Source organism: Bacillus sp. CH_70 (assembly GCF_038007045.1).
GTDB classification, from domain to species: domain Bacteria; phylum Bacillota; class Bacilli; order Bacillales; family Bacillaceae_G; genus Bacillus_A; species Bacillus_A cereus.
Genome location: NZ_JBBOWL010000002.1, coordinates 49,537 through 66,053 on the forward strand (window position 1 = coordinate 49,537; position 16,517 = coordinate 66,053).

A 16,517-nucleotide genomic window follows, 5' to 3' on the forward strand; every position below is an offset into this window, starting at 1 on the left:
ACGAGTGATAAATCAAATAGATTTTACATTCGTTTTTTATTGATGTATCAGTGTTTATAATGCTTTTATTAAAAAAAGAAGCACGAATGCCTCTTGGTAGATCGTCAACTATTCTCTCTTCACCGTGAGATTATTCTGATTGTGTATGAAGTAAGTTGCGTGGTTTCTGCGTGATTTGATTGAACTTCCTATCGCTCCGGTGTCATAAAGTCACATTCCTTGCAAAGAGTAAATATGCTACCGGTATCATCCGTATGAGAGACCAAATTAACGAAACATCCAGCAATGAAAATTGCATACATTTCAGAATTAGGATTATCAGATGTTAAAATTGAAATAGAACAATGGGCAGCTAAGTCATAATATAAATACACACTTCATTCCATTTGGAGAGCAGTTAGCTTTTAGTAGCTACTTTTATTTATGGGTTGGCTTTAATTATCTTTTTCCTTGTGTTCCTCATTAACCTGGATATATTCCCCAACAATTTAAAGGTGCATCCCCAATCAAATTTACTGATTGAGTATGCACCTTTAATATTTGCCTATCTATTATATGAATACATTTTTGTACGTATGCGTTTTAAATAGTGGTGTCTAATAATAAAGAAGTAAATCATTTGAATGCAAATAAAGCTTACTAATACTACAATTGAGCTTTGTAAAACAGACATTTCTCTGCTTACTGTTTGTCCTAATTGATGAAACGTTAGAAATGCAAAACTACTGTGAATCATCGCCACTACTATCGGCAGGAAAAATAGTAACATCATTTGTCTTGTCACAATTTGCTTTAACTCTCTTTGACTTAAACCTAATTTTGAGATCATTTCATATTGCACTTGATCACGTTCTAAATCAGTAAATAGACGAAAATATAAAAAACTTAGCGTAAATACGAAAAATACAATGCCCACCATTACACTTGAAATAGAAAGTAATCCATTTTGTTGTTTCATTTCAATCCATCTTAAATACAGTGATGAAAACTTATAATAATCTTCTTGATTCGTACCAATGAACTTCTTAAGACTTGTGGAAATCGCACTAGTTTCAGACCAATCTTTAACGATAAAACCGTAAATAGTGTAATCTCGGAGTACGCCTTCTTCTTGAACCTGTATGACCTTATTATAAACAGCATCAGAAACAATAACAGGGTTATCAATCATGGCTAACTCTGGGATATACACTGTTTTTTGTACAGAAAGTGGAATCTCGAGTTCACCATGATTTATTTCAAAAAATTTCAGATGCTCTGTACTTTTCTCTTTCTTATTAAGTCGTATAGCAATGCTATCATTTTCATTTGTTAATTTCTCTATTTCATGCCCTAATTTTTTAGCGTATTCATTATACGCAGAAAGATTAATCAAAGCCAATCCGTCTAATGTCCTTTTAAATTCTGTTGCTACAAGGTTATATGAAAATCCAGATTCCTCTAATTGTTTCTTTATTTCTTCAATATGAGCTTTTTCTTCTATATTCCCCTCATCTGAACGATAGGTAAATGCATATGGAGTCTCATGCTTAGCCAATTCAGGATTTGCAATAGCCGTACAAACTCCAATTGCTGTAAAAGATACTGCAGATATAACTGATACGATAAAAAAGGTTCTCGCATTATCTTTCATGCGATACATTAATTCTGAAATAACAAGGAGATTGGTTGTTTTAAAGAATGTAGTTTCTCTATTTTTTAAAGCAGATAACACATATACACACAATTGAGTAAAGAAGAAATAGGTCCCACATACAATGAATACGACTCCTACTCCTACGAGTAAGAATAGTTGTTTTAAAGTCATGTAATCCACCGCAGCGATACTGTGGTGAACGCAGGAGTAACCCGCTCCCAATAAAATAAGTACCAACAAGGATATATAAACAGACACTATTGGCTCAGTTTTTGGTTTTTCATCTGATTTTATGAGTTCTACAAGTTCATTCATTTTCACCATTTTTGATGTAAACAAAGAAATAAGTAGAAATAAAACCAAAAAGGACATTGCTGTTACTACCATTGCCTTGATTGGAAAGTAAAATGCTAACGTTTGCTCTATCCCTAATAAAGACCCACTAATTAATAAAAACAATTTAGAAAAAACCATTCCTAGTCCAATGCCTACTACGATTGAAGGGATTCCAATCAACATATTTTCGAAGAAAATTAATCGATGAAGCTGCTTATTAGACATTCCGTGTAACATTAATAATCCAAACTCTTTTTTTCTATTTTTTAAAAATGCACTAACAGAATAGAAAATAAATAAGAAAGAAAAAACAAAGATTAAGTAATAGGATAAATGAAATCCTATTTTTCCAAATGCACTCATGATGGTACTTAGATGAGTCAGCTCACCTTGTAGGTTCGGATGAAAGACAAGTAGCCCATAAGTGAAAAAAATCAATACCGCAAATGTACTACTAAAAAAATGACCAAGATATATTCTTTTATTTCGTAAAACATTATTAAATGCGAGTTGTCGAAAAGTCATGTTTATTCCCCCCTAACATAGAAAGACTATCCATAATTTTTTTATAAAATAATGGACGATTATCTTTGCAAGTAACTTCATTGTATAACTGGCCATCTTTAATAAAAATTATGCGGTCACAGTAACTTGCAGCAACTGGATCGTGCGTTACTAACATCATTGTTGCCTTTTCTTCTTTGTTTAATAGTGTTAATAGTTCCATCACATCTTGAGAGGCTTTAGAATCTAGGTTTCCTGTCGGCTCATCGGCAAGAACCAATTTAGGAGAGTGAATGAGTGCACGGGCAATCGCTGTTCGCTGTGCCTGCCCTCCTGATATTTCATATGTTCGCTTATTTAAAATTTCGTTGATTCCTAATTTTTCCGAAATAGATTCTACTCGTTTATTTATTCTTTTCACATTCATGCCATCTAATACGAGCGGAAGAACTATATTCTCTTTTACTGTTAAAGTATGAAGCAGATTAAAGGATTGAAAAACGAATCCTAATTGTTGTCTGCGAAATAAGGCCAAATCATCGGAGGAGAGTTGATACGGATTTTGATTATGAATACATACACTGCCTGATGTTGGCGAGTCAATAGTAGAAATCATATTCAATAATGTTGTTTTCCCACTTCCCGAAGGTCCCATTATCCCAACAAATTCCCCCTCCGTAATTGTTAAGTCTATATTTGAAAGTGCTGTATGTGGAACCTTTCCTGTATATTCTTTACTAAGATCATTTACTTTTACTATTTTCATATGAGAAATTCCCTCCAAATGTACACACTACGAATGAGATTTGATAGAAGATATCTGCCCACAGTATGATTTTTTTTAATACGAGTCATGTACAATTCACAACTGATCTGTTTCGGCTTCTCCTATTGAAACTGGGATACTTGGTCAAAATTATTAAGTACCAAATTAAATTTCATATCGTAACACATGAATTTTATTCATGTTTCTGTTTTTCATTGTAGTAGTAAGGTTGTTTTTCTCATATTGAATTACCTTTCATTTGTCTTACACGCTTGCAATATTTCTGAAAATACAGTTTATAAAGTCAGTGAGCGTATTTTAGGAGGAGGTAGCAATAAGAATGCTACACGATTACTTTTCTTTACCGAACTAGGTTTCTATATAGTAATTCATAATATATTTTTACCATAATCAAGTTCTTCTTCATCTAAAAGTGGAACAAATACATTACTTAGAATGTCTATTACGTGTATTCCTGAAAATAGATGTCCAAATCGGATACAACCTATCTCGTTAGACACCTATTTATACAGTTAATAAAAAAATGAAAGGACTCATTATTTTGCAAAGGAGAAGAATGTAAAAAAGGTGTGTATTGAAATACTACGTTTACATGTTACCAGTTTCATACTTTTACGGGCTACTCCTTACAAGTGAATAGGTAATAAAAACGCTTCGCTTGAACAGTGGGTTATTCATTTCGTAAACGTTTTTAACCCGAAATATTTTAGCTGCAGAGTATCGTTATCGTATGCTCTCTACAATTGCATCAGTATGAAAAACTAGACTAAATCCATATATTCTTGAAAGAGGTTGAAAATTATGTTCGTTTTAAACAAGTTCTTTACCAATTCACATTACAAAAAAATTGTACCTGTCGTATTACTTTCATGCGTGACACTGATAGGCTGTTCTAATAGTAATACGCAATCAGAATCACCTAAACAAACAAATCAAATCAATCAAGTTAAGCAAGTAAATACAGGCAATCATGCTTTTGCTAAACTTGAAAAAGAATATAACGCTAAGCTTGGTATTTACGCACTGGACACAAGTACAAATCAGACTGTTGCTTACCATGCAGATAATCGTTTTGCATTTGCCTCTACATCTAAATCATTAGCAGTGGGAGCTCTTTTACGTCAAAATTCAATAGAAGCTCTTGATGAAAGAATTACGTATACACGTGAAGACCTATCTAATTATAATCCAATTACTGAAAAGCATGTGGATACAGGAATGACGTTAAAAGAACTTGCAGATGCTTCAGTTCGATATAGTGACAGTACGGCACATAATTTAATTCTTAAAAAGTTAGGTGGTCCATCCGCATTTGAAAAAATCTTGAGAGAAATTGGTGATACTGTTACTAATTCTGAGCGATTTGAACCTGAATTAAATGAAGTAAATCCAGGAGAAACACATGATACAAGTACACCAGAAGCAATCACTAAGACGCTTCAATCTTTTACATTAGGAACTGTACTACCATCTGAAAAACGTGAACTGTTAGTAGATTGGATGAAGAGAAATACAACTGGGGATAAATTAATTCGTGCGGGCGTACCAAAAGGATGGGAAGTAGCTGATAAAACAGGTGCAGGTTCTTATGGAACAAGAAATGATATCGCAATAATTTGGCCACCAAATAAAAAGCCAATTGTTCTTGCCATCCTTTCTAATCATAATAAAGAAGATGCAGAATACGATGATAAACTTATTGCAGATGCTACTAAAGTCGTGTTAGATACTCTAAAAGTTACGAATAAATAAAAATATGTTATTAGTAATCCATTTTAGTCACGTGTATTCTCTGTTAACAGATTCATGCATGCTACTCAAATAAAAACAAAAACGCAGTTCCACTTGGAATTGCGTTTTTTCTATTTTACTAATTGATTTGGGATAACCGCTTGTGTCATCCAGTGTCGCTTGGTTTGCACATGATTTTTTCGGACAAATTTTCCTACAGATTTTGAAAAATCATTATAGTGAAACACATCCGTTAATCTAAGTACATACCCCTCCTGAATCCCTCCATAGAGTGAAGTACCGTTGTAACACGAACGAATCACCTTTTCATTAAACGTGTGCAAGATCCTAATGCCATTACTTTAATCAAATTTGCGATAGAACACGAAATTGAAGCATTAAGTGAAGAAGAAATGCGCATTATTGGTATTGATATTTTAAAAAACAATGCTTTTGTTTTCATCTGTGACAAGTGCCAGGAAAGCCTCAGCTTTGAAGACATGAGAGCCGTACTTGAGATAACAAGAGACAAACACGAAAAGTGCTATCAGGAGATGGAAGACGCTTTCAATTAAATATGTTATATGAATTCACGACAAAACGCCCACTTATTTTCAAAACAAGTGGGCGTTTTATATTGCTACGACACTAATATTCTTACTTTGTATACCGATTTGCAAAGGAAGAAGCCACGAATGATTCAGGTTTGATTTTAGGATCCAGTCCCATACTTTCTACACGATTCATCATTTCTACCACATATTCTCGCGTACGGTTTCTTTTACCTGACCCGATATCGATATGTCCTTCAATGGAGAGTGAACCACCATCATACACATATGGCAAAATCAGCTGAATGAGTCTCTCTTTCTTCCTTTCATCAAACAACATAGCCACTTCTTCTGTAAAAGATGTTTCAAACGAAATCCGTTCATGTAATACCTTCATTTGTCTCGTAGTATATGCCTTTCGTATACATGCCCAGGCCCCTTTCCCCTCCCTTTGTATCACAATACCCATAATAAACAATGTCCCCCTTTTTTGCACTTGTGAGTCCGTTCCAATCATAAGTTTGTAGCTTTGCCGCGGGTCACTTTTTATATACGAATAGATTTGCTCAAAAACTGTGTGAAAGTTCATATTTTGTAAAGATAGATTTTGAAATTGTATCTCACGCATGGAATCACACCTTTATTAGTATCGTAACCATACTTTCAAAAATAAAAAGAGATGCCCCTACTCTTACACCTACCATTCATTTAAGGTGTTTACACAAGATAGTGCCTCTGAAAATCGATCATCTTAACGGAAAACAATATCATGACAACTGGATTGTTTCCACCTACGAAATAAAATAAAAAGTGCTAACCATATAGAACGATGAAAACCTCTCATATGAATCAGAAAGGTTTTTTACTAGAATCAATGTAGATTCTTATTTCAACACCATCAAAATTTTTTTCAAGAATCGTTATAAAATATAAATTTAAATAATATAATATTAATGTATTACGAAATAAAAATTAGAAAGGTTGATGCATGATGCAAAACAAATTTAAAGCGGGAGATATCGCATATCTTAGAAAAGAATTAGAAGTACATGGAATTATTCCATTTTTGTTGTTTAAGGGAGCTCCTGTTACTATCCTTGGCACTTCGAATTGTATCACTGATACATTCAAACTCTATTCTATTCGCGTTACCAATCCAAGGAACGGAAAACAGTTCGATTTAGAGGACGCAGTACTGGAGTCACACTTATATTCTGAAAACGAAAAAGAAGAACAACAAAGAAAAGATGATGAATTTCTAAAGATGTTAAAATATGTAGAAAAGCGCAGAAAAGAAATTAATCTTGGATAAATGTATGCCCCACTTCCTTATAAAGGAGTAGGGCATTTTTCATGCTTCTTTATGATAGCCTTCTATAAGTTTATTAATACAAGATAAGCAAGCGGTGGATCCAGCAACGGGATGTTCTTCATGACAAATGGAACACCACACCCATGCGTCGCCTCCAGTTTCACCATTACAGTTTGTTGTGAGTCCCTCTTTACTTGTTCGTTCATGGTTTCTTGCTGTTCGTATAAGGCGGTGCACAACCCGCTCTGGTTTTATGTAATCTATTGGCTGCGAATCCCTGCTTAGGTATAAAGGATGTCTCGGAAACCCATCCCTAGTTTTCCCTAGGCAGTGTAAATGATAACCTCTGAATAACTCATAAATATCTTTATGCCGATTGTGATATTTACAATTTTCTCCCCAAGCTGCAATCACCATATCTGCTCGGTTTAAAGCACGGATCACATGATTTTCATTTTCAGGTCCAATTGCATCTTCTTTACTTACTTGAAGCAAATCCTTACGTTTTGTGGCTATATACGCGAACAAATTTACAATTTCCAAGGAACCATAACCAAGACGCTTCGCAATATTTAAACAACGTCTGGAAGTCGCATCTTCACTATCTTGATTCGCTGAACTTGGATTTAACATAATAAACAGTACACGTTCTTTATATGGGTCCCAAATACGTTCTAACGAATAACGATACGTTTTAGAATCATCCAAAAAAGCCATGCTCTCCATTTCTTCTCCCCCTTTGAACCTATCATACTAAAATATGCTTTTCACTACAAAACATGAAAAAGTAGAATGCAAACATGTACTCTACTTCTAATTTCAATCGTCTGAACAGGATTCGAAACGGCGGCCCTCCCTACTATGGTTTTCGATAGCGATAGGACATCATTCGAAAATTAATCGAAAAACCTATAAAAATGCTCATTCTAGAATTATCCTTGAGAAGTTAGCTCGTTTTGGGGTGTTAGAAAATTCTTAGGTTGATAGCGATGTGGTGTTACCCCATTCCCATCAAGCTTAACAAAACAGGTTGCCCCAAAAACGATAAAAATGAACTTCTTTGCGATAAAAAACACAAAATTTTCGTTAAAGGTGAAGCTCAAAATCTTAATTTGATGGGCTGAATCCCGTATTCCTCCTTTTCGAGGGGGGCAAAAACATCCGTATCAAAAATCTACAAAAAAAGAGAAGCTTAAAGAATACAATCTTATCTTTAACACAAGGAGAAAAAAGCAGAATCTGTTTGATTAAAAATATGTTTTAGACTATTGAACAGTAGTTGTAGACTGACAATATGTTTTCTGTACCCGAAGGATAATGTGTTAGACGAGATGACTGGGATAAACGCATAAGAAAACCACCTGTGAGAGCGGTCAATTTTTTAAGTAGTAATTAAGTTCATGTTTCCATCGAAAAAATGCAACTTTACGAGGAGTATTAAGATATGTCTTTTTCACTTTAATGCTTTTATTATGTTATCTACAAATATTTTATCGATTTCATGTCCATGGTTTATTTGTTCTGGGTCCATAAGTAATGCTTTTGATCTATCTTTGTCAATCCACAAATGATACGTCTGGGTAGTTCCGTTTAAATAATGAACATTGATTTTAAAATTTGGTTCTTTTATGTTAGATGGATTTGTTGGGGTATCGAAGTGAGTGAATTTTATAGCATTCAAGAAGTCTCCAATCTCTAAGTCCTTAACGAATATGTATTTTTTATCACCCTCAACTTCAATAAATTCAACAGGTTTATTTTTTATGGAGTGTGATCCCTCACCATCCTTCGCTGTATATTGAAGTATAATACCATCTTCTGACTGGGTGCAATCTCTTAGCATATATGCAAGACCATGTGTTTCTTGAGGAGTAACGAACTTATTACATATATCCTTTCTATTGTCGTTTTTGTACTTGTGAATAAAAGTAAATTTCTCATTCTGATAAGTTACAGTGTCTAAACTCGGTACTTTGGCCTCCTCGTCAATTAAATAATTTTTAATGTGTATCTCGTCATTTTTCTTATCTTTTACATTTTGAGAAAATGTTTCAAATCGTTCTAGATTTCTAGATTTTTCTTTAGGTATGTGTATTACAATCTCATTTTTACTCGCTTCAGAATATGCTTCTTCATTACCACATGCAGTTAAAGAAGCGAGCGATAAGCATATTGCTCCAACAATTAATGTTTTCTTCAAATTGAGCTCCTCCTTTGAATATATTGTAAATTTAATTATATCGATGATTAACTATTTTCCCCTAAAAAATTTATCGATACGAATCTTTTCCGTATCCCATCATCATTAAGTTAAAGCAAAGATGTATCCATAAACGTGTAATTTTTTTAGCGTCTTTTGAGAAATCAGATGATGAGAATTCACTGGCTTGCTTTTCATTATAAAGATAAAATTTAAATTTCTTAGGTTCGTTTATTTTTTGTAAGTCTTCATTTAAATTAAATGCAATATTAATTTCCTGTTTACTAGCGTTGCTGTCTTCTTTTATATGAGTTAGTTTAAACGCTTTCTCTATTAAATCTGTTCTTAATTTTAAAATCGTAATCACATCACTTTTCAAATCAAAATATTTAATTAAGGTTTTACACTTTCTCAATATTACGGTATCAGATTTCTTATATAATAAAATTATTCTCTTTATTTATTTTATGTATCTGTTCCCTTTGAACCCTACTATTATAGGGTTCCTTTTTTTATAATCATATATTTATTAATTAAGTTATCAATTTCCTGACTTAAATAGAGGACTTTCGTATGACTAAAGCCATGTTTATTTACCAATTCTACTAATTCTAATTTTTTATTTTCTATTAAATTATTTAACTTCGCTACTAACATAAACTTGTTTCTTTCACACTCCCTCTGAGCAAAATAAAAAGAACTGCTCCCAGCTCTTATATACTAAAATCTTTATTATTGCAGTGTAAAATTTTCCATATTCTATTATAAATGAATATATATAACGCTAACAACAATAATTTCTAGTGTATAAATAAAAAGCAGCAATATTTAATTACTGCTACTCTTTTTAAATTCATTATTTATAAAAAAGTATTCTTCCGGTCCATCAGCCTCACCATATCAAACTTCCAGCCTTATAATATGTGCTGCTACTTCCTTTAAAACCACATTCATAAATAATATGATAGGTGCCACGTTATGTTCTAGATCTCTATAGTTCCTTAGATTGGCTATAAATGACCATTCATTATCTTTAAAATTTGTATAATAATCATTCTCTTCTTCCCAGGTTCCTATGTGCCACCTCATATATAAAAAATCATCTTCTGCAAATGCTTCATTTATCTGTTTCTTTGTAAATGGAATATCTTTACTATGATTAACTTTTATATATTCTTTAACGAATGGAAACTTTAAAGCAGCTTCTTCCCAGCTTCCTGTATGTATTAATTCCACCAATCCTTTATATTCATCTTTTATAATTACTTTATCTCGAAAGGCTGTATACATTTCAAAAGAAATTTACTTCACCCTTTTAAATTCATTATGAATTTAATTAACATATATACTTAACTACACAATAGAAGGTTTTAGAAATCGTATTACGTTTTCCTTTTCACTAAATTCACTCTCATTGTTACAATTCTTTGAGGCAAGATCCACTATATAACTCTCTGAAATTTTAAAAGTTCTTTCCTCATTAAACATTGTCAAAGGAACTGATACTCCAACATTATTATCTAAATGACTTAGTACCATTACAGGGATAGTTTCTCCTTTTAATAAATCAACATATGAGGTCTTAACTTTATAATAATGCCCTTCTAAAAAATGCATTTTTCCGTTTATTAAATCCACCGCAACTCCATTATTACAATACGCTAAGTTTTGATTTAAAAAATGAATATCGCCTGATACTTTAATAAATTTCATCGTTTTATTATCAAATATATAGTAACCATCTCTTACTACAAAAAGATTATGTGGATTGATAAACTCTAGCAGATAATGTGTAATTTCAAAACTAGTATCTCTCTCAATCATTTCTCTGTATTCTACATAAAGTTTTTCTAACTTTTTAAATGTACTTAGTTTGATCCCCTGGTTTGGTCTTGATACAAGTGTTAAGTCATCTAATACCCATTTAGCCACATATGTTGACGTTGGAACCATTTACAATTTACCCCCTTCAAAATTCTATATATGAACATATAAACTATTTAAATTTAATAAATTGGGCTCTACTTAAAGTATAGGCAGAATCTATTTAATAACTAAGATAATTCTCTAACTTTTTCATATTTACTTCTTTTGAACTACCCCCACTTTCACATCGCTTAGAATAGGAGGATTCCTAAGTAAAGAGTTCTATCGAACTCTAATTTATTAGGCTAGCTCTACAGTGGAGTGACCCCCGAAAGCTAGACAAGTCGTTTCATTAGGCAGCCTCTAGAATATGAGCCTGGTATTGTTTCATTTGATAGTGCCACCCTTGATTAGAATGAATGAGGGGTTTGTCTTGATCTGTTACACGTTCAAAGGCTTGGTCTAACATTGTTGAAACAAGGAAATAGGTCGGTCTAGAACCAATTGTATACGTGATAATTTCACCCTTAAATAAATCTAACATTAGTGCTAACTATAACTTCTCCCCAAATAACTTAAACTCCGTAATATCTGTAACCTACTTTTCATTTGGTTTATCGGCTTGGAAGTTGCGATTTAAAATATTCGGCGCAATTTTCCCAACTGTCCCTTTGTAAGAGCGATATTTTTTATACGAACAAGATATTTTAACCCTAATTCTTTTATACGGCGATACACTTTTTTATGATTTATTTTGTGTCCACGATTTATCAGTTCATCACGAATACGCTGATACCCATAACACCCACCATGTTCATCATAAATAGCTTGAATCTGTTCTTTTACCTCCGTATTTGAATCAAGACGATTGAACCGTTTGATTCAGTAATAGTACGTACTACGTGGAATGTTTGCTAGTTGAAGTAACTCTTTGACAGGAAATTCATGCCCTAACTCATAGATTACTTCGGCTTTGTCTTGTTTTGTGATTGTTTCTTGTTTTGAACTAAGGTATTCAACTTTTTTAAATAGGCATTTTCCATACGTAAACGCTCATTTTCCGCTTGTACTGCTTCTATTGAGCCCTCTACTACTGGTTTTATTTTCTTATCTTTCATGGTTGGACGCCCCTTTTTCTTTGAATATAGGGCATCCAATCCTCCTGTTTCATAAGCTATTTTCCATTTCCGAAGTGTTTTATAAGACGGAATATTGAAAAGTGCCGCTGTTTCTCTGATAGATATCCCGTGTTCATTCATATAATTAAGTACGTTTAGTTTATACTTGGTAGAGTAGGGTGTATAGCGTTTTTCAAAAGCATTTTCACCTGAAGATTCATATCGTCTAATCCACTCACGAAGTAAGCTAGGAGTAACTTCTATAGATTTAGCAATTGTTTTTCCACTTTCTGTACCATCTAAATATCGTTTCACTGCTTGGATTTTCTCTGTTGAAGAAAATTTAGTCATAAAAAATGCACCTCCAATTGTTAGACTGTGTCTAATAATTGGGGTGCACTTCAAACTGGACGGTTTTAGTTTTCACTTTGCATATACATATAATTCATTTACAGTTACATAGAATATTTTGCTTTTTTGTTGAATTCTTAAAATGTTAGTCTAACTTATATCCGAATTTATTCATTTCTACGACATACGTTTATGATTTTATGAATCTAAATCTATTTGGAAAATTATAAATCTACCTCCAGTAAGCGTAACAAACACTCTATCATTTTTAACTTTAAATATAGATTTATCAGGAGCATAGTTATTTATTTTTGTTTGCGCTTTAATTGAAATATTATTTGTATCGTCCACATGAACCAATAAAATGTCACCAGATGAACTAATTACTAATGCATGCTGTTCTTCAAGAGCTACTACTTTATCCCACTTATACTTCTTATTTGGTTTATCGGATAGTACTGTTCCAGAGTCATCAATCTTTTTACCATCTTTATCAAAAAGAATGATATTTGAACCTTCTCCTACAGCCAACATTTTTCCATCAGTAAGTTGGTCAATAGATTGGATACCATGTTTAGGGAATCCCCAATCTCCTGATTCAATAACTTTACCATCGTTAGTTGACATGACTTGATAGTTCCCTTTATCCCCTACCATTAAAAGTTTTCCATTCGTAAACTCAACTGTATCGTTACTATTCCAGTTATTTTGCCACTTGCCTGTTCTAGCCACTTTCACATTCGAAGTTGCATCTAGAAGTGTATAATATCCGTCATTATGCACTAACAAAATTTGTCCATTCAATAATTTTTTAACAAATCTCGGAGTACGTGGATCTGATAATTTCCCTTTCTCTAAATCTTTTCCATTTGTTCCTACAACTTTCCATTTTCCTTGCATACCAGCAATGAAAATTCTATTATTTTCACCATACCTTTGGTAGGAAAACTAGGACTAACTTTTCCTTTTGTATTTGAGTCTGTTTGACCATTTTCAGTACTAAGAAAAGCATAATCATTGGAACTTACAGCATAAATTTTGTTGTCATTAATTAGTACTGCGTTTTGAATAGTGCTACTATTAGCATCCCACTTATTAGTTACTACGCCATACACGCTCGCTGCACTTGCACTTGTAGGGACAACAAATAAAGCGCTTACAAGTAATGAAGAAGCTAGTTTTTTAATGTTAATCATTTTTCCCACTCCTATCAAATATTAGTTACTACCTATAAAATACCATATTTCACCTTATATAAATATTAATATATGAATATTTATAAATTTAAATAAAACCCTGATAATAAGTAATATTTTAAAATCAAAAAAGCAGGCCGGGACACGCTGCATGATACCAGACTACTTACTAGCAGTTTGGCCTGTAGCTGTAATTTTGACAGAATTGTAACCTTCATGATGCCTAGCACTCTCAGGAACTATTGTAATCCCTTAACTGGTAAAAAATCCCTAATTCAGTCTTGAAATTCTATGAATCTCGATGTATTATATTTTCTCAGTTCCTAAGCCGAGAAAACATCATCACTTCTGAAAGGACCCGAACTCCAGCGGGTTCTTTTTGCAAAATAAAAACATCCATTATATGAACGCTTCATGTTATTATGATAAAGCTGTATTGATTCAGATTGATATGTAGGTGAGACTAATGGAAAATAAAGAACATGAACAAAAGTATGATCTAAGCAAGATATACTCTTACACAGAACATCCTGACAAAATCAGCGGTCGCTGTGATAATTGCGGAAATACCGCATTCAAAAGTTCCGTTAAAGATTTCATCTATTTAAGAGAATGCCGTAAATGTGGCATGAAGAAAAGTATCTAGCCCCTTATTGGGCTTTTTTCTTTATAAACTAAAAAAAGCAGCGGATTCGCTACTTTAAAGTAAATGATTTAATCTTGAATTCCCTGTATTCTTTTTACCAGATAATGAATACATGATATCTTGATGTTTAATCAACCTCTTATGATCACGCGGTATATGAAAACTCTTCCTATGTTCTTTAAATAAATTTATAGTTGCAAGCTCCATCTTAAGCGCATCAGCTAAAAGATTAGGATTATATCCACTTTCCAATAAGGACAGAATTTCATAAAACATTGATTTCCCACCAGCTATGTTAATCAAATCTTTTTTTAATTTATCTCTTTCTCTGTTCCTTTTCTTTTGCAGTTCTTTCACTTCTATTTCGAATCTGCGTTGTTGTTCCGTTTCAATTCTTTGTTTCTCTATTTCTTGCTGCTTTCCATTTTCTATATCTCTTACAACGTTTTCTATTTCCGCTTGTTCCCATGCCTCGTCAACCTCCAACGACATGGCAACTGATCTTCGCTTTTGATTTGTCTGCTTAATATATTTAGTATATAGATCTGGAAACTCTTCTTGCACTTCTTTATTCAGCACTGTTTTATATTCAATCATATAAGTTATCTCTAATAAAGAGCGTTTCAATGGACTATCCTCAAGAATATAAGCTACTTCATTAAATAAGTGTGCGTGATCCTTAGTATTGGAATACCCCTTAAAATGAGCATTAACCCTATTTTTTATTTTAAAAGCTTTACCTACATAAACAACCTGGTTGTTATGATCTGTAATTAAGTAAACGCCACTGTCGAGATTGTGTATTTTTTTATTAAACTCATCTATACTCATGAACCTTAATTCTCCCATACCTTCCCCCCTCCTACATAATCCCCTTTTCTTTTGCTCTCTCGTAAAGCACCGTACGACTAACTCCAGTTTCATTACATATCTTCTTTACGGTATAACCGTTATTCTTACGATCTTTAAATAATTCCAAAGCTTGTTTCATACTTTCATTTGTCTCAATATATTTCTTAGGCTTTCCTTTATACACACCGCGCTCTTTCGCTTTTTCAATCCCTATCCTTTGTAATTCCTTATGTTTAACCCTATTCACACCATGTATTTTTCCATGACATTCAAGACATAGCATAACCAAATTACTAATCCGATTCGTTCCGCCTTTCGCTAAAGGAACTACGTGGTGTATATCTAAATCATTTATTTCTCCACAATTTGCACACTCTTTTGGTAAAACTTTTAAGTAGTACGTACGATTCTGTTCGAATTCCTCTCTACTATTCATTTTCACCCTCCTCAGCATTTAAAACCGATTGTTTAGAATCATGTTCTTTTATATACCTATACAGGGTTGCACGAGCTACATCGAACATCTCACATACTTCAACTTTCGTTTTGCCAGAAGCAAGCATTTCCATCATACCTTGTATTTGTTGAGGGGTATGAGCTTTCTTTCTTCCGCCTTCTCTTCCTCTTGCCTTAGCAGCAGCTACACCACTAATAACGCGCTCATTTATTACTTCGCGTTCCATTTCAGCCATTGCGCCAAATATATGGAATAGGAATCGTCCCATTGTTGTAGATGTATCAATTCCATCTTTAATAGAAACAAAGTGAATACCTTTTTCATTGAACTCTTGAAGCAAATTAACAAGCTGATGCATTGTTCTTCCTAAACGATCCAGTTTATAAACAACTAAAGTATCGTCCTTTCGAAGTTTGCTAAGAAGCAGATGAAGTTCTTTTCTATCTTTCTTCGCACCACTTTCTTTTTCAGTTATGATTTCCTCACAACCGTATCGTTTCAACTCATCTAATTGCATATCCAAACTTTGTTTTTTGGTTGATACCCTCGCATAACCAAATATCATTCCACATCACCCTTTATGTTTGATAGGTTGATTGTATCAATTTCCTGTCTCAAATTCAATTGTTTTTGAGACATAGTTTTGATACATAATGATCGTTGATATTTGGTTGATGGCGACTATGTCTCGTAATCAAATGTTTTTGAGACATTGTACTTATTGAGAATGATGTTTTAATCCCGCTAAAGTAGCTTCGATAAACATTTTCTCTTCCAGTCCAACTTGACCTATCAACTTATCGACTATATGTCTATCTGCGTTAGCTAACAAAAATACAGCTATATTCGCTATGCCACTAACATAAGCCGTAGCATCTTTTCTTTCACCATTCATTTGCATAGAAAACGTAACATTTGAGTTCAAGATTCTTCACCTTCTATTTTCGTTCGTTGTGTTCGTTTGTTTTGTAAAA

Annotated in this window: 19 protein-coding genes and 1 pseudogene; 4 read left to right on the plus strand and 16 right to left on the minus strand. The window is 33.2% G+C overall.

Features of this window, described 5'->3' with window-relative positions; all coding sequences use genetic code 11:
• Positions 1–544: 544 nt before the first annotated feature.
• Positions 545–2,497, minus strand: a complete 1,953-nt coding sequence (locus N2V79_RS27205; protein ID WP_340720374.1) for an ABC transporter permease — start codon at positions 2,495–2,497, stop codon at positions 545–547.
• Positions 2,472–3,242 carry an ABC transporter ATP-binding protein gene (locus N2V79_RS27210; RefSeq protein ID WP_224413777.1) on the minus strand — a complete coding sequence of 257 codons (771 nt, stop codon included), beginning with the start codon at positions 3,240–3,242 and terminating at the stop codon, positions 2,472–2,474. Before N2V79_RS27210 ends, N2V79_RS27205 begins: the two co-directional genes overlap by 26 nt.
• A gap of 822 nt (positions 3,243–4,064) precedes the next feature.
• Between N2V79_RS27210 and blaIII the strand changes: the two genes are divergently transcribed.
• Positions 4,065–5,015, plus strand: coding sequence for a class A beta-lactamase BlaIII (gene blaIII, locus N2V79_RS27215; RefSeq protein WP_071729408.1), 951 nt, complete (start codon positions 4,065–4,067; stop codon positions 5,013–5,015).
• A 392-nt stretch (positions 5,016–5,407) separates the two neighbouring features.
• On the plus strand, positions 5,408–5,569 hold the full coding sequence (locus N2V79_RS27220; RefSeq protein WP_340720375.1) for a hypothetical protein: 162 nt from the start codon (positions 5,408–5,410) through the stop codon (positions 5,567–5,569).
• 82 nt (positions 5,570–5,651) lie between these two features.
• Here the strand turns inward: N2V79_RS27220 and N2V79_RS27225 are convergent, their stop codons facing one another.
• Positions 5,652–6,173, minus strand: coding sequence for a ribonuclease H-like YkuK family protein (locus N2V79_RS27225; protein ID WP_340720376.1), 522 nt, complete (start codon positions 6,171–6,173; stop codon positions 5,652–5,654).
• Between the two features lie 363 nt (positions 6,174–6,536).
• On the opposite strand from N2V79_RS27225, the gene N2V79_RS27230 reads away from it, so the two are divergent.
• Entirely contained in the window at positions 6,537–6,857 is a 321-nt protein-coding gene (locus tag N2V79_RS27230; protein WP_340720377.1) for a hypothetical protein, read from the plus strand.
• Positions 6,858–6,896: 39 nt separating this feature from the next.
• Here N2V79_RS27230 and N2V79_RS27235 read toward each other — a convergent pair whose 3' ends face one another.
• From N2V79_RS27235 to N2V79_RS27270, 9 genes and pseudogenes are all read right to left on the minus strand, one after another.
• A complete protein-coding gene (locus tag N2V79_RS27235; RefSeq protein WP_340720378.1) occupies positions 6,897–7,583 on the minus strand; it encodes a DUF1643 domain-containing protein in 687 nt (228 codons plus the stop codon).
• 727 nt (positions 7,584–8,310) lie between these two features.
• Positions 8,311–9,057 (minus strand): DUF4362 domain-containing protein, encoded by a 747-nt coding sequence (locus N2V79_RS27240; protein WP_340720379.1) that lies wholly within the window; start codon positions 9,055–9,057, stop codon positions 8,311–8,313.
• Positions 9,058–9,127: 70 nt separating this feature from the next.
• Positions 9,128–9,424 carry a hypothetical protein gene (locus tag N2V79_RS27245; protein WP_327898307.1) on the minus strand — a complete coding sequence of 99 codons (297 nt, stop codon included), beginning with the start codon at positions 9,422–9,424 and terminating at the stop codon, positions 9,128–9,130.
• A 128-nt stretch (positions 9,425–9,552) separates the two neighbouring features.
• Entirely contained in the window at positions 9,553–9,714 is a 162-nt protein-coding gene (locus N2V79_RS29290) for an aspartyl-phosphate phosphatase Spo0E family protein (protein ID WP_151527379.1), read from the minus strand.
• A 243-nt stretch (positions 9,715–9,957) separates the two neighbouring features.
• Positions 9,958–10,347: a hypothetical protein gene (locus N2V79_RS27250; RefSeq protein ID WP_340720380.1), complete on the minus strand. Its 390-nt coding sequence runs from the start codon at positions 10,345–10,347 to the stop codon at positions 9,958–9,960.
• Between the two features lie 63 nt (positions 10,348–10,410).
• Positions 10,411–11,010, minus strand: coding sequence for a hypothetical protein (locus tag N2V79_RS27255; RefSeq protein WP_340720381.1), 600 nt, complete (start codon positions 11,008–11,010; stop codon positions 10,411–10,413).
• A 289-nt stretch (positions 11,011–11,299) separates the two neighbouring features.
• A pseudogene (locus N2V79_RS27260) lies at positions 11,300–12,392 on the minus strand (IS3 family transposase); the annotation flags it as partial.
• A gap of 198 nt (positions 12,393–12,590) precedes the next feature.
• On the minus strand, positions 12,591–13,292 hold the full coding sequence (locus N2V79_RS27265; RefSeq protein WP_340720382.1) for a hypothetical protein: 702 nt from the start codon (positions 13,290–13,292) through the stop codon (positions 12,591–12,593).
• A complete protein-coding gene (locus N2V79_RS27270) occupies positions 13,268–13,588 on the minus strand; it encodes a hypothetical protein (RefSeq protein ID WP_340720383.1) in 321 nt (106 codons plus the stop codon). Before N2V79_RS27270 ends, N2V79_RS27265 begins: the two co-directional genes overlap by 25 nt.
• 466 nt (positions 13,589–14,054) lie before the next feature.
• Here N2V79_RS27270 and N2V79_RS27275 point away from each other — a divergent pair, with 466 nt between their 5' ends.
• On the plus strand, positions 14,055–14,234 hold the full coding sequence (locus N2V79_RS27275) for a hypothetical protein (protein ID WP_025921811.1): 180 nt from the start codon (positions 14,055–14,057) through the stop codon (positions 14,232–14,234).
• A 54-nt stretch (positions 14,235–14,288) separates the two neighbouring features.
• Here N2V79_RS27275 and N2V79_RS27280 read toward each other — a convergent pair whose 3' ends face one another.
• From N2V79_RS27280 to N2V79_RS27295, 4 genes are all read right to left on the minus strand, one after another.
• Positions 14,289–15,083 carry a GIY-YIG nuclease family protein gene (locus N2V79_RS27280; protein WP_340720384.1) on the minus strand — a complete coding sequence of 265 codons (795 nt, stop codon included), beginning with the start codon at positions 15,081–15,083 and terminating at the stop codon, positions 14,289–14,291.
• A 13-nt stretch (positions 15,084–15,096) separates the two neighbouring features.
• Complete coding sequence (locus N2V79_RS27285; protein ID WP_340720385.1) at positions 15,097–15,522, minus strand: HNH endonuclease; 426 nt, start codon at positions 15,520–15,522, stop codon at positions 15,097–15,099.
• A complete protein-coding gene (locus N2V79_RS27290) occupies positions 15,515–16,108 on the minus strand; it encodes a recombinase family protein (RefSeq protein WP_340720386.1) in 594 nt (197 codons plus the stop codon). Before N2V79_RS27290 ends, N2V79_RS27285 begins: the two co-directional genes overlap by 8 nt.
• A 153-nt stretch (positions 16,109–16,261) precedes the next feature.
• A complete protein-coding gene (locus N2V79_RS27295) occupies positions 16,262–16,444 on the minus strand; it encodes a hypothetical protein (RefSeq protein WP_340720538.1) in 183 nt (60 codons plus the stop codon).
• Positions 16,445–16,517 lie beyond the last annotated feature (73 nt).